Below are 21232 nucleotides of genomic sequence, written 5' to 3'. Positions count from 1 at the left end.
CACATTAAAAAATTAAAGCGTATGAAATTTTATAAACAACTAATTTTCCTAGGTGCACTTATGTTCTCTCTAGTACTAAGCTCAAGTGCCCAAATTTCTTTACCTAACCCGAAAGAATTCAAAAGCGACATGCTTGGCGCCATGATTCCTACCGGAGACTTAAGCCTAAACAATGACCAAAAAGAAGAGCTCAAAAAGCAAAACGAAAGCTTTCTTGATAACGTCATTAAAATCGCACAGGGGGATGATTCAGAAGACAAAAAGATATCATCCATAAAGGACTTAGCTGGGAAAAACAACAAGGCCTTAGAAGGAATTTTTGGCGATCCGGGGGTTGTAAAAAAGTATAAAAAGAAAGTAAAAAAATCAATCAGACCCTTCAAACGAAAATATAAACTTGCCACTCTCATATTATGAAAAAACTCATATTAGCAACCTTAGTTTTGTTTCTGGTGGGTATTGGAACTACTCAGGCTCAAGGTCTTAAAGTTCCAAGTACAAAGGAACTTGGAATGGCTAAAGACCTTTTGGATATTCTTAATAACACGGAAGGAATGGACATCTCATCGGATCAGAAATCAAAGCTTGAATCGAATAATAAAGACTTCGTAGCAGATCTTCTGAAAACGAATGAAAGCAAGCTTTCTGACGATGAGAAAAAAGAAGCTTTTTTGGGGTTAAAGAATAAAAGAGTCAAGTTCCTGACTGACCTTTTAGGAAGTGATTTATTTAAAAAATACTCAGGTCAAATTCTTAAAGCCATCAACCCGTTGAAAAGTAAATTAGGCTTAGCCGCCCTTGCTTTTTAGATTAATTGAAAACACTTTAAGCCATCTCAAATTTGGGATGGCTTTTTTATTTCTATTATTATGAAAAAACTACACTTTGGACAACTTTGGCTGATCCTATTTACAGGAATAATTCTCTCATGTACTTTTTCAAAGAAAAGTGAAACCGTGGTCAAACCCTTCTCCTTGGAGAATATGGAGTGGATAGACCTTACCCATTCTTTCGATTCAACTACCCTTTACTGGCCTAATAATCCAACTGATTTCGAGCATAAAGAGGATGCCTATGGAATGACAGAATTTGGGTATTTCTATTCATCCTACTCCTTGTCCACTCCTGAGCATGGCGGTACTCATTTGGATGCGCCGATTCATTTTGCAAAGGGAAAGCAGACGGTAAGTCAAATCCCCTTAGATCGCTTAATTGGGAAGGCTGAAATTATTGACGTGTCAACAAATGCCCTTCAGGATAGGGATTACCTTATAAGTGCAAAAGACATCCTGGATTGGGAAAAAGAAAATGGTTCGCTGGAAGAAGACCGAATTATAATATTCAAAACTGGATATGGAAAGTTCTATCCAGATCGTGAAAAGTATTTTGGTACAAGTAAAAAGGGAGACGAAGCTATTCCCGAATTACATTTTCCTGGAATTTCAGAGGAAGCTGCAAAATTGCTTGTCAACAAAAAAATAAAAGCGGTGGGAATAGATACCCCAAGTTTAGATTACGGTCAGTCTGCTGATTTCATCGCCCATCAAATTCTTATGGGAGCAAATATTCCAGGCTTTGAAAATGTGGCGAATCTGGAACAGCTCAACGCGGAAAGTGAAGTTTATATTTTGGCATTACCCATGAAAATAAAAAATGGAAGTGGAGGCCCACTCCGGATTATTGCTGGGAAAGTACCCCAATAGTACCTTTTGGGTGAAGCACCCATTTTTATCAAAGTGAAAGTAATTCCCAATGGACAGTCAAGGAAATACTAGTTTTCGAACCATTCATCTCTTATTTTTATTATTAAGAATATATGGTCCATTAGGGGCTATTTAAATCAAATCGAAATTAAGTTCAAATCATGCTAAAATCAATCACCAAATTATTCGTACTTGTAATGCTCGTTTCTCTCATGACCTCCTGTGGCGGTGGAGAAGAAAAGGGAGTATATTTTGTAAATCTTAGTGATGGCGATACAGTAACTTCTCCGTTCAAAGTAGAGATGGGTGTCACTGGAATGGAAGTAGAACCAGCAGGAGCAGTAAATGAAGGCAAAGGTCATCACCATTTAATTATCGATGGAAGTTGGTTGGAAAAAGGTGAAGTAGTACCCGCTGATGATAAGAATATTCATTATGGCGGAGGCCAAACAGTGACAGAGGATATCACTTTAGCACCAGGAACCCATACACTCACGCTTCAGTTTGCCGATGGCTTTCATGCATCCTATGGTAAAGAAATGAGTAAGACCATAACTATTACAGTAGAATAAAAATCCAGCCGGTTTTCTGGCCATTAATTAAAAATGATCCTATTTGGAAGTGCCTCTTCTGAGTAGGATCATTTTAATATTTTCATCAAAGTTCGTGCGGTGGATTCTCCTTTTTGCCGAATCAAATCCCTTGGGGTATTATCTCCCACTTCGAAAGTCATACTTTCTGCTCCATGGACAAAGAAAAAGTAACTATTCGAAGTCACACTTCTTTGGTTTGTCTCTGTCGGACGTATGTTTGGAACATAATCTGGGATTTTTTTGGAGGATCTCTTAATAAGCTTAGGGATCAAACCTGGCCTATTCCCTTTTAGGTCCTCATTTATGGTGTAAAAAATATCCTCCCAGGTAGAATGAAAATCTGCTGCAAAAATAAATTGGCCACCAGTTTCCTCCACTTTTGATTCCATAAAGCGCGTCAAAGCTTGAACCTCAGGCTGATTTAAATTCACCCAATCTCTGTTGGTATCAACTCCACCTACATTATGCCTCCAGTGGCCATTAGCCACTCCATCTGGATTCATTTGCGGCATCAAATACAGGTTATACTTACTTCTGAATTTTTCAGCTTCTGGTGAATCTTCAATAATAGTTTCCACAAAAGCCTTCATGGCTAAATAGCCTGTCACTTCAGGTGGGTGCTGCTGAGAAATCACCATAAGCATTTCTTTATCCTCAGCACGTCCGATTTTTAATACCTCCAGATTTCTTCCTTGTGTGCTTTTCCCGATTACCTGAGTAGAAACGAAGCTAAGCTTTTCTAATTCATCTTTCCAGGCTTCCACATCATGAGTTCCCACCAGGTCCTGAGCTGCCACCCAAAGAGTATCTGTTCCAGATTTAACTTTGAGCATAGCTGTTTTTGGTCGCTCTCCTTCTGAAATAAAGTCTAATGAATCCACCAAATAAAACTCAATTCCGTCCTGACTTACTTTTGGGTAATAGCGATGAAAGCCAGTTTCTCCATAAGTAAATTCTAACCATAAATTCTTTGGTCCTTCAGACCAAAGCTTAAAGGCATACCATGGGCTTGGGTTAATCGGTGTGTTCTCGGGGAGTATTTCTAATCGAAACAAAGTGTCATTGACTTGCTCCACCCCGTTCAGTCTTGCCCCTTCAAAGTCATTGGAAAAATGAACTCCGGAGGGTGTTCGGAATACCTGTTTTTCCTGAAATGAAACCTCTTTGTTTTCAGTCGCAACTACCTGGATAGGCCCCTGACCTTCCCACTGCTGACTAGATTTGCAGGCGAATAAAAGAATTAAAAAAACCAACGGGGCTAATTTCATGCGGATGAAAATAGCATTCATTTGAATCCTGATCGCCTTCATTTAAAGTCTAATTTACACTTTGGGTAACTTCCAACCATTATTGTATTGAGCCTTCATTAGAGCATTTGCTTTTGAACTTGTAAAGCGATTTTTGTCTGCTTCCCAATAGATTTTCTCCCCTGTTTTATAGGCAATATTTCCCATCTGTGCATTAATGGCTGCAATAGACCCTGTTTGGATACCACAGTGCAACATGCTATGATCTTGTGCTTTGATAGCATCTACAAAGTTCTGAGCGTGTAGTCCCAAAGCATTCCCTTCGGGCCGGGTATGAGGAACCTCTTCGATTAAAGCAACTCGCTCACCGTCCACATTCTTGGTCTCTGGGATTACTTTCCAGCCCCCTCTGTTTACCACTAAGGTCGCATTGTTGCCTATGAAAGCAATCCCTTCCGTGGTCCCATAGTTTCCGCCATCTATACCCGTTGCATGCTCCCAAAGCATGTTAAAGCCATCATACTCATAGACAGTCTGCAGCGTATCAGGAGTTTCTGATGCATCATCTGGATAAGCAAACTTTCCCCCAGAAGCCATAACTGATTTCGGGGCGGATACACCCATTGCGTATAAAGCAATATCAATTTCATGAACTCCCCAATCAGTCATTAGTCCACCCGCATAGTCCCAAAACCACCTAAAGGTAAAATGAAACCTATTTCGATTGAATGGTCGCATGGGAGCCGGGCCTAGCCACATGTTGTAATCTACTCCAGGTGGAGGGGTTCCATTGGGTACTACGTCGACCGGATTCATCCAGCCCTGATAAGCCCAGCACTTCACCAATCGTATTTGACCAAGCTTGCCGGAGTTCACGTAATCTATAGCCTGAGCGTATTGAGATCCAGAACGCTGCCATTGTCCCACCTGAACTACCTTACCGTATCGCTCCTGAGCGGCAACCATTATTTGACATTCTTCGATGGTGTTCGCAATTGGTTTCTCCACATAAACATCCTTTCCGGCTGAGACAGCATCCACCATGGTAAGGCAATGCCAATGGTCCGGAGTCCCAATTATGACAGCATCGATATCCGGGTCTTCGAGCAATTTTCTGTAGTCTGTGTATTGCTTTGGTCTGGTATTTCTCAGTTTATAAACATCCTCAGTTCTTCTGTCCAAAACACTTTGGTCCACATCTGCCAAAGCGACACAGTTTACTTCTGGAAGTTGTAAATGGGCATTCATATTTGACCATCCCATGCCATTGCACCCTATTACTCCAAAATTCAATTGATCCGAGGGTTTAACTTTTCTGGTAAAGGTGCCGAAGTCACTGGCAGTCAGTGCGCCAGGGAGACTCAAACCAGCACCGAGGAGCATCGTGTTTTGTAAAAATTTTCTTCTTGAGGACATTTTATGAAGGTTTTAAAATTAGAGAAAGAGTAAAAAGGTCAGCAAAATCCACTGATATCGTTCTTACAAGGGTCTGACCCAAATATTTCTGAATCTTACGGGATTACCATGATCCTGCAATTTGATAGGCAGCTTCTCGGCATGTGCCTTGTAGTTCGGTATTCCGATATATTCTGTAGGGCCCCTGAGAATCACATTATTTTGAACCAATACTCCATTGATTAGAACCGTTACCGTAGCAGGTGAGGTAAGCATCCCATTTTCATCGAAGCGAGGGGCTTTAAAGATTATATCATAATAGTTCCATTCCCCTGGAGCCCTAAGTGGGTTTACCAAAGGTGGATACTGCTTGTAAATACTTCCTGCTTGACCATTTGTATAGGTTTTACTCTCATAGCTATCTAAAATCTGGACCTCATATAATCCCATAAGGAAAAAACCGGAGTTACCCCTTCCCTGTCCTTCTCCTACGATCTCTGTAGGCGCAGACCATTCCACATGATACTGAGCATCTCCGAAAGCCATTTTGGATTGAAGGTCTCCCTTACCTCTTTGAACCACCAGTTCACCGTTATCAATTACCCATTCTGCTGGGCTTTCTCCATCGCGTGCACTGACAAAAGCATCTAAACCGCTTCCATCAAAAAGAACTATTGCATCTGAAGGAGGAAGATTGTTTTCGGCTCCTGGAGTTATTTTTGGAGGTACTGGTGTATAAAACTCTGTCGCTTCAGGTTTCATTGGAGGTGGAGTTTGTTCCTGAGCACTTGTGAAGTTTGCGATGCCAATAAGAACAAAAGTTAAAAGAAGGGGTATCTTTTTCATAAGGAAAATTGATTTTGAGTTTATGTGGAAATGAAAATAGTTGAAAATGTGAGGAATGTGAAATAGGTATTGGATTTTTGATGAGGGGCTTGGCAGTTTACATCATTTAGTGACAAATTAGGCTATGAAAAAATCACTACTCTTTGTTTTTGCCTTTTTGGTATCCATATCTTTAGTTTTCTCTCAAGAGGAGTATTATTTCCCAGGAGAAACTTTTAAAAACAATGTTCCCTCCCCTTCTGATTTCTTAGGATATGAAATTGGAGAATGGCACACCAGATACGACTTGATTGTCAAGTATTTTGAAAAGCTAGATGAGTTAAGTCCTATGGCTGAACTTATAGTAATCGGACAATCCCATGAGTTGAGACCAAAAGTCATTCTTACTATTTCCAATGAATCCAACATGAATTCATTGGAGGAGATCAGACTGAAGCAGGTACAGCTCGCAGACCCTAGAGCCGAAATGCCCGATATTTCAGAAATGCCATCAATCATTCATCTAGGTTATGGGGTACATGGAAATGAGCCTTCATCTGCTGAGGCTGCTATGCTAACAGCCTATTGGCTGTTGGCTTCTGAGTCTGATCTTGCGAAAAATTTGCTGGATAATGCAGTCGTTCATATTGATCCGACATTGAACCCTGATGGCAGGGATCGACATAGCCTTTGGGCAAATAGTAACAAGGGATTTCCACCTGTAGCGGATCCAGCAGATCGAGAACATAACGAGGCTTGGCCTCGAGGTCGTACGAATCATTATTGGTTCGACCTGAATAGAGATTGGCTGCCTTTGGCACATCCAGAAACTCAATCCAAAGTAGAGTGGTATCACGAATGGTACCCAAATGTCACGACCGATTTTCATGAAATGGGAACGAATAGCACCTATTTCTTTGAACCCACGAAACCATACGGCAGTGAGAACCCGGTCGTTCCACGAAAGAATTACGACGATATCAATGTTCGCTTCGCAAAGTATTTTGAGAAATACATGAACGAAATTAAGAGCCTCTACTGGACGAAAGAAGTTTTTGACAACAGCTACCCAGGTTATGGTTCCACCTATCCCGATATTCAGGGAGGCCTAGGCCTTGTATTCGAAACGGCAAGCAGCCGTGGTCATGTACAGGAAAGTCAAAGAGGAGAAATAACTTTTGCTTTTACTATTCGGAATCATGTGGTCAATTCACTGGCAACAATGGAAGCGGCCCTCGATAACCGAGAGTATATGAATGAATATCTAAGGGAGTTTTTTGATACCGCACTATCCGAGGCTCGCAGCTCATCTGTGAAAAACTATCTGTTTGGTGACCAATACGATCCAAATAGAAATGTTCTTTTCGTGAAGTTCCTAATGGATCATCAGATTGAAGTATATGAAAATACTGCTGATAAGACTGTCGGCGGGGTTGAATATAAAGCCGGACAATCTTGGATTGTCCCTACTGAACAACCACAATATAGAATGGTCCGAACCATGTTTGAGTATGTGGGAGAATTTGCCGATTCTGTTTTTTATGATGCTTCTGCATGGACCATGGCCGCGGCTTATGGAATGCCTTTCGCCGAAAACGGTGGAGGGAGCAGAGGAGAACTGGTTGAATCTATCGATTTTGAATCACATGCATTCCCTGAGGGAGATGCATACGCATATTTAATTGATTGGTCAGATTATTATGCACCAAAATTCCTTTACCATGCACAGAAAGAAGGAATACATGTCGAGCAGGTGAACAGGCCATTTACTTCTGAAACCCATGAAGGCCCAGTGGATTTCCCCGCAGGAACACTCATGATTCCTATGGGCTTTCAGCAAAAGTCAAATGAAGAAGTTCTGGCCTCACTGGAAAAAGTGGCCAGAGAAACCCATCAGAAAGTTTATGCCACTAACACGGGACTTAACCTGAAAGGCATTGATCTAGGATCAAATTTGGTAGGTGCACTAGAAATGCCGAAAGTGCTTATGCCTGTCGGAAACGGTGTTTCATCCTACGATGCAGGCGCCATTTGGTATTTGACAGATAATCAACTAGGTATGCCCATCACGAAAGTTGATACGGATGCTTTGGGCAGAATAAACCTATTCGACTACAATACAGTAATTCTACCCGCAGGTAATTATTCAGGCCTTTCTGATCGCTTTGTCGAACACTTTAAGGATTGGGTAAGCAGAGGTGGCACGGTAATCTCAATAGGTAGCGCAAGCCTTTGGTTACAAAGAGAAGGGATTACTAAGGAAAAACCCGTAGAAATCGAGGATCTTCCAGATGATCCTAAAGAATTACCCTTCGCAGATAGACGAAATTTCGAGGGAGCGAAAGCAGTAGGCGGAAGCATATATATGGCTGAACTTGATCTCACTCATCCGATAGCCTATGGCTACCAGAGAAATACTTTACCTGTTTATCGGAACACAAGTATATTTATCCAGCCGAGCCAAAATAAATATCTCACACCAGTGCGCTACGCAGATGAACCTTATTTAGGAGGCTATATTTCTGATACAAACTTGGAAAGGCTAAAGGAAAGCTCAAGTATCATCATCTCACCTTCAGGAGGTGGTCGGGTGATTCACTTCTTCGATAACCCAGTTTTCAGAGGAACCTGGTTTGGAACCAATAAGCTTTTGTTCAATGCCATCTTCTTTGGAAATCAGATGGATTAAGCACTAAAATGGGCTTTCTCATTTTCATTCTTATTCGAAATAGAAAAGGCATCCACAAAGGATGCCTTTTCTATTTCAGATTAATTGATCCATTTCAAAAAAGAATTTGAAGATAAACCTTAAATTAAATCCTATGGATAAAATTAGGCTTTGGTTAATTCGGAAATATGAAGAGACTGTTTCAAGTATAGCTTTTTTGCCTGCAGTGATAAGTCTGGCATTCCTGGTTATCGCTATTCTAATCTTTTCATTCGATGTCTCGGAAACTGGTAAACAATTAAAATCTGAGTTACCCTTTTTGTCCTTAAAGGACACTTCTACAGCAAGAAGCATTCTGGGAGCTGTGGCAGGTGGGGTAATTTCCTTGACAGTTTTCAGCTTCTCGATGGTGATGATTGTGCTTAACCAAGCTGCATCTCAAATGAGCAACAGGGTCCTGGATAAACTCATTGGAAATAGATTTCAGCAAATAGTTTTAGGGTTTTACATCGGGACCATTGTTTATACTTTTTTCATTTTTAGTACAATTCGGGACACCGAATCCAGGTTTCAGCTCCCATCCATCAGCATTTTTTTACTCACCGTCCTTACAGTCATTGATATTTTCATCTTTATCTATTTTCTCCACTTCATCACCCAATCGGTCAAATACGATGTAATTATCCAAAGGATAAAATCTTCCACCTTTGAAGGAATGAGAAAATTCTGCTCTGTTACGACAGAAATGAATGAGGAAGTAAAATTTGCAGCCAGGTCAGTGATAAAGGCGAATACCTCAGGAATTTTTGAGGGCTTTGACCAAAAGGAAATCATAGATTTTTGTGAAGAAAATGCTTGTAGTCTTCAGGCTTTACACCCCATGGGGACCTTTATTCTAAGAGGACAGCCACTGATGGAATGTAGCAAAAGCCTTTCAGAAGATGAGATGACCGAGGCACTTCAGGGAGTAATTCTCAGCGATCAGGAATCTGTGACCCGAAATTATGAATACGGTTTGCGGCAGCTTAGTGAAATAGCCTTAAAAGCATTAAGCCCAGGAATAAATGATCCGGGAACCGCCATCATCAGTCTCCGTGCTTTGATCGATCTTTTCCAATACAGAGGAAGGAATTTCCCACCCCATACCTTGGCAAAAGAGGATTCTCTCCATGTCTTATACAGAAAAGAGTTAAGCTTTGATCAACTATTTGAAATAATCATTTTCCCAATCTGGGATTATGGGAAAAAAGATCGAATGCTTGGACTGGAATTTCAAACATTACTGAAACAGCTTTCTTTGATCCTTTCTTCAAAACCGGTATTCGATTTATTAAAAAAGGTCCAAAGCCAAACTTACTAATCAGCCGATTATCCTAGGTTCCTAATCAGCATTGAAAGACTTAAACTTTATAGCCTAATGTTGGCTCAGTTTATTTTGCTACCTTTGTAGCCAGCTTAGACTAAGGAAGTCTAGCGGAAATTTATCCTACATCCGAAATACATTTAATGGGAAGATCACAAGAAACATTTAACAAAAAAGAGAGAGAGAAAAAGAGACAAAAGAAGGCCAAAGAAAAAATGGAGCGCCGTGAAGAGCGCAAAGATCAAGCAGTAAAAGGTACTCTTGACAACATGATGGCCTACGTAGACGAATTCGGTAACATCACCGATACTCCCCCAGATCCTGAGAAAAAACCAAAAAAGATCAAAGCTGAGAATATTGAAATAGGTATCCCTAAACGCGAAGAAGAAGAGGAAGTAGTAAGAACCGGGAAAATCGACTTTTTCAATACCTCAAAAGGATTCGGTTTTATCATCGAATCAGGAACAGGAGATAAATACTTTTTCCATGTCAATGGTCTCATTGATGCTGTAGATGAAGGGGACAAAGTCACCTACGATTTAGAAAAAGGCATGAAAGGCATGAATGCCGTCAATGTCAAACTTGTTGAATAAATGAAAACCGGCTTCAGCCGGTTTTTTTATTTCACATATCCTAGAGTGATTTTTCCTGAAAAATTACCCATCGGAGTCTCCATTGCCACCTCATGCAGGGTGGTTAAACCAGAAGCAGAAATCTCCAAAATTTCGTAAACCACTTCATTGTCCTGCTCATCCATCATGGTTAGTTCATTTCCTTCTATGGTCCATTTACCCTTTCCATTAATAACATTATCAGGGGCAGAAATGGTGTAAGTTCCAGCCTCATCAAGGGTTAGCTTGCCATCAATATGCAAAGCTTCTCCCCCTCTGACCATGTCTCCTAAATCTGGTCCGGCGGTTTGCTCAAAAGAAAATTCAGTCCCAGTCCAGGTTCCTACAAGTAGCTCTTTGTTACTTGGTCCACAGGAAATTAAGATCAATAGAATAATTAAGAAAGACCCTTTAGAAAGGAAAGAATACGTTTTTGATAGATTCATGGTGCCGGTTTTTTTGGGAAAGATAAAAAAAAACTCCCGACAAAATCGGGAGCATTTTCTTCTTTTCCTCTTATAAATTTATAAAGCAAACTTCACAGGAAGGGTGAGTTTGGTTATTACATCTTTTCCATCTTTTTTGCCAGGAGTCCAGTTTTCCATTTGATTTACAATCCTTAGGGCCTCATTATCGCAAGAACTTGCGATTCCTTTGGCAATCTGGGCATTGCTCACAGATCCATCTTTCTCCACATGGAAGGTAATCATGACGGTGCCTTGTACCCCGGCTTCCTTAGCTTCCTTTGGGTATTTTAAATTCTGTACCATGAAATCTACCAGCCCTTGCATTCCTCCTGGATACTCAGGCATTTGATCTACCTCCTCGTAAACTGTTTCATTGGATTGGGCTTGAACATCTTGAGGTGCAAGCATGAATAAACAGGCGATGAGTAATCCGAAGAAAGCAAATTGAATAGTTGGTTTAGTTTTCATTTTATGTTGTTTTGAGTTGGTTTATAGTTTTAACATGCTCCCTGTGAAACCATTGGTTTAACAGAAGCCTGAGCTGGTTTTAATCCATTTGGGGAAAGTTCAAAGCCTGCGAATTTATGCTCGAAAAGACCAAGAGAACTCAATCCCTTTTCCCCTGAACCCAATTTGAAATTAATGGGTAATCTCATTCTGACCTTCACATTCTTACCTCTTTGAAGACCTGGCTGCCAATTTGGAGCTTGATTAATTACTCTTAGAGCCTCTGCATCACATCCTGCACCAATGCCTCTTAGTACTTCAGTATTTGAGATGGAGCCATCTTCATTTACAATGAAAGAGAGCATCACCATACCTTCAATTCCCATTTTCCGAGCTTGCTCAGGATATTCTAAATTTGAGGTGAGATATTCAATCCATCCTTCCATTCCTCCACTTGGTAGTGGCGGCTGCTCGACTACGTCAAATACTTCGGCGTCTGGACTAATCTGTTCAATAATTACTTCCTCAGGAGTAGAATTTTCAAGAATGATGGTTTCTTCTGAGTTAGGTTGAATGTCTGAAATTTCCTCGGTCACTACTGGTGAAGAATCTGAAAGTTCTTGCTCACAGGCGAAAGCAAATATGAGTATTGCAACCAATGGAATGACCATTAGGAATCGCCCTTTTTGATTTTGATCTGATTTCTTTTTGTTCATCATAATTATCCTCTTTTTGGTTTGAAATTGACTAAAGTGATGGATGCATTGAATACTTCGCTGGCCAGAGACCAAGCGAACTAGCAACCGTGAATAATCAAAAGAGGAATAAGATTGTGTGACCCCTTGGTCAGCTTGAAATTCATGAACTTCCCGAAGAGACTGTTCGAAAAGGTAGACAACTGGATTAAACCACAATACCACCTTGGCAATCTGGACAAGTAACAGGTCTACACTATGTTTTTTCTCGACGTGAATGGATTCATGAAGAATTATTTGTCTTTGCTCCGAATCATTTGGTTTGAACTCAGGGAGCAAAATGTAATGAAAGAAAGATGCGGGTTGAAATTGATCGTGAATAGCAAAAGTAACCCTTTCGGTCTTTATTCTTTTGGCTAATTTCAAAAGAAGAAATGACTTCACTAGCCCAATCAGAAAGTGAATAAATGAGACGGAGAAACCAACAAGATAAATAGCAAGAAGCGCTTCAGTCCAGTTAAATGAACTCCAAATCCCAGGACTGGAATCCACTGCCTCTCCTATGAAAACGGTAGGCAAAGTGATCTCGCGGATAATGTCGGGACCAGTAAAAAACTTGAAGGATAAAAAAGGAGTAATTAGCGCCAAGAGTAAGGTACCTATCAAAAAGCTCCTGTTCAATTCAAAGAAGGTAAGCTTCTCCAGAACGAGTTTATAAAAGCCCCAGCAAATGATCAGAATAAGACTGAACTCCCACAGATAATTTATAATACCGTTCATGACTTCTCTCCTTTCTCAAATTTATCTATCAATTGCTGCAATTCTTCGAGCTCACTGTCAGAGACTTTATTCTCTTTTACCATAAAGGATAAAAAGTTTCCAACTGAACCATTGAAATAGTTTTTCAACATATGGTTAGCTGAATTCTTGCTGTACTCGCTTTGAGAAATCACTGGGTAGTACTGGTTGACATTACCATAGCTCTTATGGGCCAAGTATCCTTTAGATTCCAAGAGGCGAATAGAAGAAGCCAATGTAGTGTAAGGAGGTTTCGGCTCAGGAAGGAGTTCAAGAACTTCACGAACCATGGCCTTCTCTTTGTTCCAGAAGATCTGCATGATCCGCTCTTCGTGCATTGATAATTCTTTCATGTCCCTAAGGTAGAAACAGCAAATGAAATATCCTACTATTTTTTCGTAGTTCTACGAAAATTTAATAGAAATTTAGAAATAATGTCACTCAAATTGATTTAAAGGAGGATTATTCCTCTTCTTTATCTTCTTCGGGTGCAATAAAAATATTCTCACTGATAATAGGGGAAACCATAAAATACCCTTCAGGTCTAGCCTCTCCTTGCAATAGCACGATATTGGTTTCAGGATTTTGCGGAGGTGGACTGAAGAGTCCTCCATCTGTGAAGAGCAGCCCCACGAGTTGGTTGAAATAATCGAAGACAGATTCATTCAACCTAAATAAAACCAGCCGAATTCTATCATTCTCTTCAAAGGCATAATTCAATTCCAGCCCTTCCTCAAAAAAAGATAGTCCAAAGGTATCGTCAAAAAGTAAATAATCATCACGATCATTCAGCAGCGTGTCATTTTGAACGATTTTTATCCTGTAAAAATTATCCTCCTCAAATGGAATTTTACCGAAAGCGGTGATGAAATAACCTTCGTCTCTGAATGTCCTTTCTTCTTCAAATTTATAGGTAAGACTATCCAAAACCGGGGGCTCTAACATCAGACCTCTCGCAACATAGAAGTTTTCTTCCCAAGCTATCTGAAGTTCGTAGGTATTGCCAATTTCGGCTACCATCCTATCTGAAATCGGTCTATAACTCTCTGAGGCACCTACATAAATAAACGGAATCACCACCTCGGTACCAGGGATTGCAATATTGACCTCAGCATTTTCGATTACTCTTCTACTGGTAGTATCAAAGTAATTTTGAGCCAGAGAAATCTTTACTTCATTGAAATTGGGTTGATCCGTCCATTCGCCTTCTATGATAATCACCTCACCATCTATGGTAGCCAAGGGTAAATCCACCTGCTCTTGGCATGCCATCATAATCAATCCCAAAAGGGCTATGGCTAATTTTCTCATCTTAGAACTGAAAATTATAAGTTATTGAAGGAAGGAAGGTGAAGAGGTAAGTCATCACTATCCCCGGTTCTACAGAAGTAATTGGCTCACCAGAGTCTGAATCAAAATTGATATCGCCATTAGTGATCTCCCTGAATTCATAGGCAAATGGATTCTTCCTTCCGTAGAGATTGTAAATGCTGAAGTTCCAGCTTCCTCTCCATTTTTTACCCTTGTTAGGGTTTTTCCAACTGATGGAAGCGTCCATTCTGTGATAATTTGGAAACCTATCCTCATTTCTAAATTCAGAATAAAGGCTTAAAGTTTGATTATCCGACTCATAAAGACCAATAGGAAATGAAACTGCCTGTCCTGTAGTATAAACGAAAGTCACGCCTGCCGACCAAGCGGGAGAAAATTCATGATTTAATACCAAAGTGACATCGTGTGGCCGATCATATCTCGGATTATATTTTTGACCAAGGGAAACTCCATCAATTTGCCTCCAGGTTCGTGACCAGGTATAAGCCAACCAACCTGTAGTTTTCCCCACATTTTTGCGCAGCAAAAATTCTAATCCATAAGCCCATCCATCACCGACAAGAATTTCTGTCTCCGCATTATCCGCAAATAGAACATTGGCTCCATTCTTTAAATCAATAATATTTCTTAAGTCTTTATAGTAACCCTCTACTGAAAACTCCCATCGGTTTTCATCAAAATTCTTGAAAAAGCCCAAGGAAACCTGGTCGGATCTAATCGGAGGAACATAACGTCCGGCAAGTAACCAGCGATCGATTGGTAATCCTGCCGAGCTATTTGAGGCGATCTGCAAATACTGAAAGTTACGGTTGTAGGCTGCCTTTATGGAAGATGTCTCATTAAGGAGATAGCGGAAAGCTACTCGTGGCTCGAGACCCTGATAAAACTTAATACTTTCAAATCGGTCATATGCAACCGAGTCAATAATTGTTTCATTTTCGGATGGGATTTCGCCTGGATAAATATAATCCACTCCTGGGCCTACCTGATTATATAAGCCCCATCGGAGGCCTGCCTCAGCGCTTAACTTCGGATTGAAACTGTAACTAAACCCTGCGAAAAGATTATTAAGAATCCCATTTTTTGGATTCGTGGTCAAAGATTCCACGGCACTCCCTCCTGCAGGGTCTACTGTGATCGGTGCCAGGTTGTAGTATTGGCTATGAAAACCCCAATAGGTTTGGAGATTTTCTCCCCGAAGTTTGGTCCATTGAGCTTTGACACCAGATTCTGAAAGTTTATTATTCCACTCGAATCCAGCCTCAGGGTCCTCGAATTCCACGAAATAGTTATAGGCCGAATGATAGGCCTCCAAGTCAAAGAAATAATTACTTGAGATATTTCGGTTCCATTTGAAGGAACTGACCCAGTTTTGCCAGCCCAGTCCAAAGTCTTCATCAAGACCTAGAAAATCCCGGCCTTGATACGTGCTGAAGGACAGCTTGTCTTTATCATTTAAATAAAAGGTAAACTTTCCGCTGAGATCATGAAAGTTCAGTCGATTATTCCGTAAATCTTCATCATTTGATAATTGCAGAAAAACGTCAGCGTAGGTTCTCCTGGCGGAAATGGCAAAAGTAGAATTAGAATTAAATAAAGGCCCATCGACGGTAAGTCTAGAAGAAATAGTACCAATTCCACCTTCCCCATGAACTTGATCTCTATTCCCTTCTTTTAGAGTGACATCGATAAGAGAAGAAAGCCTTCCGCCAAATGAAGCAGGCATATTTCCTTTATACAACTCCACTTGATCTAAAGCATCGGGATTGAAAACAGAGAAAAATCCAAAGAAATGAGACGGATTATAAACCGGTGCCCCATCGATCTGAACCAGATTTTGGTCGGCAGACCCACCTCTTACAAAAAGTCCTGTGGTCCCCTCTCCTGCCGTCTGAACTCCAGGAAGGAGCTGAAGACTTCTCAATAAATCCACCTCCCCAAACAAAGCTGGGATATTCTTTATCGATTCGATTGGCAGACGAACGATCCCGGTTTCCAAATTTTTGACCTGTTCATCTGGTCTTACCTCGGCAATTATTATTTCGTCAAGAGACAATTCATCAGGGCTCAGAAAAAATTTCAAGTCCTTATCCAAGTCTTTTGGATTAATTACCCTATTTGAAGTTTGGTACCCGACAAAAGAGATAATCAATCTGGCAGGAAGTTCTACTGCTCTAATTCTAAAACTTCCATCAATATCAGAAACAACTCCAGTACTCACATCTCCTTCCCAATAGATACTCGCCCCGGGCATAGGCTCTGAATTATTGACGTCTGCCACGGTTCCCCGAATCCAAATATCCTGGGCTCTGGCCCCCATCAAAAGAAAAGGAAGAAAAAAGACAATCAGAACACCGAAAAACCGTCTGAGATAAAGAGAGTGGTGCATTTTCAATAATGGTTCTATAGGAAGACGAACTACAAAGATTAATGTTTGTTAATTCTCGAAAAACAAGGATAAATAGTTAGTAGCATTATCTGAACGGAACTGTGAAAGTAAGTTGGATTTTATAATTTCGAACTATGATTTGGGCATATCCTGATTTAAAGTTAATCCTTATCCTCGCCGGGATATTTATTATCCTTTACACCCTGTATTTAGTTCGATTTTGGCGGATCAATAAGCGATTGACCGTGGAGAAACGAAGACTATTCTTGAAGCTGGTGATAAGAACAATTTATTTTGCTCTATTCCTCATTGCCATGGCTGGACCTTCCATTGGAGTTTCCACCAAAGAAATAACCGAAGAGGGCAAGGATATTTTTATCGCTGTGGATCTTTCTCAAAGTATGAATGCTCAAGATATCGGCCCAAGCCGCCTACAACGGATAAAATTTGAGCTTAAAAACCTGACCAAGAACTTTCCTTCCGATCGAATCGGTTTGATAATTTTCAGCTCGGAGGCATTTATGCAATGTCCTTTAACTTTTGATCAAAGCGTTTTACAACTATATATCGATGGCCTGAATACGGGTCTGGTGCCAAACTTTGGAACTGACTTAAATGGGCCCCTTTACATGGCCTTGGATAGATTTGAAAAAGACCAAAGCCAGGAAATCAAATCAAAATCTATTATTCTCATCTCTGATGGAGAGAATTTTGGAGATGATGTAAGCACTGTTGCGACCAGGCTTTCCGATTTAGGAATTAAAGTATTTAGTCTGGGAGTGGGAACGGAGGAAGGTTCCACCATCCCAAGAGGAAATGGAGTGGTAATGGATCCGTCCATAGGCCAACCAGCAATTACAGTCTTGGATCGTGAACCTTTACAAAGGATAGCCTCAGAAACAGGCGGCCAATATTTTGAGATTTCCGACGATGTCCAGGAAGTAGGGAATCTGACGGCAGCAATTGAAAGACTGGAAGGTGGAGTGACAGGTTCCAGAACTGTAGAGGCATCAGCAAATAAATACTTTTATTTCCTGCTTGTTGCCTTTGCGTTGACTCTTTTGGATATGATGATTCCTATTAAAACGATCAAACTCTAATGAACTGGAAAGCGCTTTTCATATTGCTTTTTCTTCCCGCATCCTGGACATTTATTTCCAGACTAAATGCGGCCATTGATGCTGCAGAAGAGGCTTATGCCAAAACTGAATACGAAGAATCGATAGCAGCTCATTTAAGACTGATTGAAGAATTTCAATTTTCCTCTGAAAACCTGGATTTTGATTTGGGGCTAAGCTATCAGTATGCTGAGAAATTAGAAGAAGCCACGGCAAACTATGATAAAGCTATTATGGCTCAGAATTCATTCATTTCCTCCATGGCCTTCAACCAGGGTGGCGTTTTACTCGGAAACAAACAGGAAAATGAAGCCGCTTTGAGTAAATTCAAATCAGCCTTAATCAAAAATCCACTGAACGAAGAAGCTAGACATAATTACGAGCTTTTGGCCAGATGGATGAAAAGGGATGAAGAAAGGCAGCAGCAAGATCAAGACAGGCCCGAACCTTCTGAGTTTGCAAAGCAAAAGAAAGCTGAAGCGGATCGACTCGTGGAGCAGTTCCGATTCAGGGATGCTCTGAATGTGATGACCCAGGCTTTAGAGCAGGATGAAACTGTTGCGGCCTATCAGGAGTTTATTACTAACCTTCAAGAAGTGACCGAAATCAATGAAAAATAAATTTATCATAAGCCTTTTCGTCTTCTTTTTGATTTTTGGCTTCGCCAAAGCTCAACAAGCAACTGACTATTTCAATCAGGCGGCACGCTCTTATGTTAAAACTGACAGAGAGCAGGCTCTATCCAAAGTGAATGAAGGTTTGCAGAAGTTTCCAGGTGATGAAAAATTAAAAGCTCTAAAGGAAAAATTAGAGCAAGAACAGGAAGAAGAAGATCAACAGCAGCAACAACAAGAGCAAGAGCAGCAGCAACAGCAACAAGATTCTGAAAATCAGCAAAGCGAAGGCGAGCAGTCAGATGAGCAACAACAAAATCAGGATGGTGAGCAGACTGAAGATGATAACGCTGAAGAATCGCAGGAAGGCGATCCTCAGAATCAGTCAGAAGATGAACCTGAAAATGCCAATGACCAGATGGATGCCAATCTAGCAGACCGCGAAAAAGCCATGGAGGAGTTTAGGGAAAAACTGAAAGCAATGAACTTAACTCCGGAACAGGCTGCACAGATCTTGGAAAACATGAATGCCGCTGAGCTTAGGTACATTCAGCAAAATAAAAAACGACCAACCGAAAGGCCTAAAAAAGGCATTCCTGATTGGTAAAATCTAAACTAAACCCAAATAGAATGATTAAAGAAGTTTACATCGTTTCCGCAGTTCGGACTCCCATTGGTAGTTATGGAGGGGGATTATCCAGCTTAACTGCCGTCCAACTCGGCAGCCATGCCATCAAAGGAGCCTTAGAAAAGGCCGGAGTGGACAGCAAGGAAGTTCAGGAAGTATTTATGGGAAATGTAATCTCGGCAAATCTTGGCCAGGCTCCGGCACGGCAGGCTGCAATTGGAGCCGGAATAAGTTACAATGTACCATGTACCACCGTGAATAAGGTATGTGCTTCAGGAATGAAGTCCATCATGTTTGGCGCACAATCCATTATGCTTGGGATAAACGATGTGGTAGTTGCAGGTGGAATGGAAAGTATGTCAAACGTCCCATTCTACGTTCCGAAAGCCAGATTCGGATATAAATATGGTAATGCAGAATTCGTGGACGGATTGGTGAAGGATGGACTTTTTGAGGCGTATTATAATTTTCCAATGGGAAATTGCGCGGATAACACCGCCAAAGAAATGAATATCAGCCGTGAAGATCAGGATGCCTATGCGATCCAATCCTATGAGCGTTCCGCCAAAGCTTGGAAAGAAGGCAAATTCAACGAAGAGGTGATCCCCGTGGAAATCCAGGGAAGAAAAGGAACAATTACGGTTTCCGAGGATGAAGAATTTAAGAATGTGATGTTTGAAAAGATTCCTTCACTTCGCCCAGTTTTTGAGAAAGATGGAACAGTAACAGCGGCTAATGCATCTACCATGAATGATGGAGCTTCAGCCTTGGTATTGGTGAGTAAAGAAAAGGCGGAGGAGTTAGGATTGAAGCCATTGGCAAAAATCAGAGGCTTCGCGGATGCAGCTACAGATCCGATTTGGTTTACCACTGCTCCTTCTTTAGCTATTCCTAAGGCAATCCAAAACGCTGGAATTACCGAAAGCGATGTGGATTTCTATGAAATTAATGAGGCCTTTTCGGCAGTGGCTTTGGCAAACCAAAGAAAACTAAACCTGGATAACGATAAGATAAATGTTTACGGAGGTGCTGTTTCGCTTGGTCATCCACTGGGTGCTTCAGGTGCGAGAATTATTTCTACTCTCAATACAGTTTTACATTCTGAGAATGCTAAAATTGGGGTAGCAGGAATTTGTAACGGAGGTGGAGGAGCCTCTGCTCTGGTGATCGAAAAACTTTAAATCCATTTAGCCGCAAGTGAAGCTTGCGGCATTTTTATTTATGCGAATCGTTTTTCTTTTCATTTTCTCCCTTTGTTCGGTCCAACTCATGGCCCAGGATACGGTAAGAACATATTATGATGAAGAGCAAACTCTCATCAGGGAAGAATATGTAGTGGTGAATGGAGTGGCTGAAGGAGTTGTGAAGCGTTTTTCATTGGAAGGTGACCTTGTCCAAATTGGTGAGCTGAGAAATAATGAGCGGCATGGCCTTTTTGTGGATTTGGATGAAAAGTCCGGAGATACGCTAAAGACCACTCTATTTGTGAATAATATGAGAAATGGGGAGTCGATCAGCTATTTCCCGAGCGGTCTGGTTCAGCAAAGAAGTCATTTCGTGAATAACGAACTTCAGGGTGAGGTAAGTAGTTTTTACCCTTCTGGAGAACTTCAGGACAAAACATTTTTTGAAGCAAACAAACCAAACGGTGCCTCCATTAGCTACTTTGAATCGGGACAGATTCAGAAAAAGGCAAATTATAAGGAGGGTGTCTTGGATGGGCCCTACGAAGAGTTTAATGAGGCTGGAGAGATCATTCTTTCGACTACCTATTCAGACGGTGAATTGGATGGAATGGAAACAAAATACTACGATGATGGCACCATAGAATCTCAACGGGAATACCGAAGAGGAGTGTTAGATGGGGTTTTCCTATTAAACTATCCAAGTGGGAAGAAATCGAGGGAGGGAACCTACCGTAGAGGTAATCCTGATGGAGAAATGCTCGCCTATTATGAGAATGGAAAGCTTAAGGAAAGAGCTGTTTTCAAAAAAGGTTCTCCTACTGAAGAGATTAGAAAATATCATCCAAATGGAGAGCTTGAAATGCTCGGAGAATATAATGAGGATGGAAACCTTCTTAGAGAAACCTATTATCATGACAATGGCAATCTAAACTATGAGGCGAACTATGTGGACAACATGATTCAGGGTGAGCTTAGGATCTTTAGAAAGGATAAAACTCTAGAGGAGATCAGAAATTACCGAGATGGTAAATTGGAGGGGAAACGGGAATATTTTGATCGAAACGGTGAACCTCTAAAAACTGAATTCTATCGTGAGGGACGAAGAGTTAATAATTAGTCAGCCAAATCATCTTTAACCGACTCCTTTTTTTA

21 protein-coding genes are annotated in these 21232 nt (G+C 40.9%); 12 read left to right on the top strand and 9 right to left on the bottom strand.

The window, feature by feature from the left end; translation table 11 throughout:
* The first annotated feature begins 21 nt into the window (after positions 1–21).
* The 4 genes from QVH07_RS04880 to QVH07_RS04865 all read left to right on the top strand — a co-directional run bounded on the left by QVH07_RS04880 (position 22) and on the right by QVH07_RS04865 (position 2275).
* Entirely contained in the window at positions 22–417 is a 396-nt protein-coding gene (locus tag QVH07_RS04880) for a hypothetical protein (RefSeq protein WP_289999028.1), read from the top strand.
* Entirely contained in the window at positions 414–809 is a 396-nt protein-coding gene (locus QVH07_RS04875; RefSeq protein ID WP_289999027.1) for a hypothetical protein, read from the top strand. Before QVH07_RS04880 ends, QVH07_RS04875 begins: the two co-directional genes overlap by 4 nt.
* 60 nt (positions 810–869) lie before the next feature.
* Entirely contained in the window at positions 870–1703 is an 834-nt protein-coding gene (locus QVH07_RS04870; protein WP_289999026.1) for a cyclase family protein, read from the top strand.
* A gap of 161 nt (positions 1704–1864) precedes the next feature.
* Positions 1865–2275 carry a DUF4399 domain-containing protein gene (locus QVH07_RS04865; RefSeq protein ID WP_289999025.1) on the top strand — a complete coding sequence of 137 codons (411 nt, stop codon included), beginning with the start codon at positions 1865–1867 and terminating at the stop codon, positions 2273–2275.
* 68 nt (positions 2276–2343) lie between these two features.
* Here the strand turns inward: QVH07_RS04865 and QVH07_RS04860 are convergent, their stop codons facing one another.
* From QVH07_RS04860 to QVH07_RS04850, 3 genes are all read right to left on the bottom strand, one after another.
* Positions 2344–3564, bottom strand: a complete 1221-nt coding sequence (locus QVH07_RS04860) for a M14 family metallopeptidase (protein ID WP_289999024.1) — start codon at positions 3562–3564, stop codon at positions 2344–2346.
* Positions 3565–3618: 54 nt separating this feature from the next.
* Positions 3619–4959 (bottom strand): Gfo/Idh/MocA family protein, encoded by a 1341-nt coding sequence (locus tag QVH07_RS04855; protein ID WP_289999023.1) that lies wholly within the window; start codon positions 4957–4959, stop codon positions 3619–3621.
* A gap of 63 nt (positions 4960–5022) precedes the next feature.
* Positions 5023–5784 (bottom strand): 3-keto-disaccharide hydrolase, encoded by a 762-nt coding sequence (locus QVH07_RS04850; protein WP_289999022.1) that lies wholly within the window; start codon positions 5782–5784, stop codon positions 5023–5025.
* 124 nt (positions 5785–5908) lie between these two features.
* On the opposite strand from QVH07_RS04850, the gene QVH07_RS04845 reads away from it, so the two are divergent.
* From QVH07_RS04845 to QVH07_RS04835, 3 genes are all read left to right on the top strand, one after another.
* Complete coding sequence (locus QVH07_RS04845) at positions 5909–8452, top strand: M14 family zinc carboxypeptidase (RefSeq protein ID WP_289999021.1); 2544 nt, start codon at positions 5909–5911, stop codon at positions 8450–8452.
* Positions 8453–8585: 133 nt separating this feature from the next.
* Entirely contained in the window at positions 8586–9791 is a 1206-nt protein-coding gene (locus tag QVH07_RS04840) for a DUF2254 domain-containing protein (RefSeq protein WP_289999020.1), read from the top strand.
* Between the two features lie 146 nt (positions 9792–9937).
* Entirely contained in the window at positions 9938–10387 is a 450-nt protein-coding gene (locus QVH07_RS04835) for a cold-shock protein (protein ID WP_289999019.1), read from the top strand.
* 26 nt (positions 10388–10413) lie between these two features.
* Here QVH07_RS04835 and QVH07_RS04830 read toward each other — a convergent pair whose 3' ends face one another.
* The 6 genes from QVH07_RS04830 to QVH07_RS04805 form a co-directional block, all read right to left on the bottom strand.
* Positions 10414–10851, bottom strand: a complete 438-nt coding sequence (locus QVH07_RS04830) for a lipocalin family protein (protein ID WP_289999018.1) — start codon at positions 10849–10851, stop codon at positions 10414–10416.
* A 78-nt stretch (positions 10852–10929) separates the two neighbouring features.
* Complete coding sequence (locus QVH07_RS04825; RefSeq protein ID WP_289999017.1) at positions 10930–11340, bottom strand: energy transducer TonB; 411 nt, start codon at positions 11338–11340, stop codon at positions 10930–10932.
* 29 nt (positions 11341–11369) lie between these two features.
* Positions 11370–12794, bottom strand: a complete 1425-nt coding sequence (locus QVH07_RS04820) for a M56 family metallopeptidase (protein WP_289999016.1) — start codon at positions 12792–12794, stop codon at positions 11370–11372.
* The gene (locus QVH07_RS04815) at positions 12791–13165 is read right to left on the bottom strand and encodes a BlaI/MecI/CopY family transcriptional regulator (RefSeq protein ID WP_289999015.1); all 375 of its coding nucleotides are present in this window, start codon (positions 13163–13165) and stop codon (positions 12791–12793) included. Before QVH07_RS04815 ends, QVH07_RS04820 begins: the two co-directional genes overlap by 4 nt.
* A 109-nt stretch (positions 13166–13274) precedes the next feature.
* The gene (locus QVH07_RS04810) at positions 13275–14123 is read right to left on the bottom strand and encodes a DUF4249 family protein (RefSeq protein WP_289999014.1); all 849 of its coding nucleotides are present in this window, start codon (positions 14121–14123) and stop codon (positions 13275–13277) included.
* A gap of 1 nt (position 14124) precedes the next feature.
* Complete coding sequence (locus QVH07_RS04805) at positions 14125–16533, bottom strand: TonB-dependent receptor (RefSeq protein ID WP_289999013.1); 2409 nt, start codon at positions 16531–16533, stop codon at positions 14125–14127.
* A 134-nt stretch (positions 16534–16667) separates the two neighbouring features.
* Here QVH07_RS04805 and QVH07_RS04800 point away from each other — a divergent pair, with 134 nt between their 5' ends.
* The 5 genes from QVH07_RS04800 (at position 16668) to QVH07_RS04780 (ending at position 21197) form a co-directional block, all read left to right on the top strand.
* Positions 16668–17633: a VWA domain-containing protein gene (locus QVH07_RS04800; RefSeq protein WP_289999012.1), complete on the top strand. Its 966-nt coding sequence runs from the start codon at positions 16668–16670 to the stop codon at positions 17631–17633.
* On the top strand, positions 17633–18271 hold the full coding sequence (locus QVH07_RS04795) for a tetratricopeptide repeat protein (RefSeq protein WP_289999011.1): 639 nt from the start codon (positions 17633–17635) through the stop codon (positions 18269–18271). Before QVH07_RS04800 ends, QVH07_RS04795 begins: the two co-directional genes overlap by 1 nt.
* Entirely contained in the window at positions 18261–18872 is a 612-nt protein-coding gene (locus QVH07_RS04790) for a hypothetical protein (protein ID WP_289999010.1), read from the top strand. The genes QVH07_RS04795 and QVH07_RS04790 overlap by 11 nt, the downstream gene beginning before the upstream one ends.
* A gap of 26 nt (positions 18873–18898) precedes the next feature.
* Entirely contained in the window at positions 18899–20074 is a 1176-nt protein-coding gene (locus QVH07_RS04785) for an acetyl-CoA C-acyltransferase (protein ID WP_289999344.1), read from the top strand.
* Positions 20075–20162: 88 nt separating this feature from the next.
* Positions 20163–21197: a toxin-antitoxin system YwqK family antitoxin gene (locus QVH07_RS04780; RefSeq protein WP_289999009.1), complete on the top strand. Its 1035-nt coding sequence runs from the start codon at positions 20163–20165 to the stop codon at positions 21195–21197.
* Positions 21198–21232 lie beyond the last annotated feature (35 nt).

It is taken from the genome of Algoriphagus sediminis (assembly GCF_030403435.1).
Classification (GTDB): domain Bacteria; phylum Bacteroidota; class Bacteroidia; order Cytophagales; family Cyclobacteriaceae; genus Algoriphagus; species Algoriphagus sediminis.
This window is presented reverse-complemented; position numbering and strand designations above follow the sequence as displayed.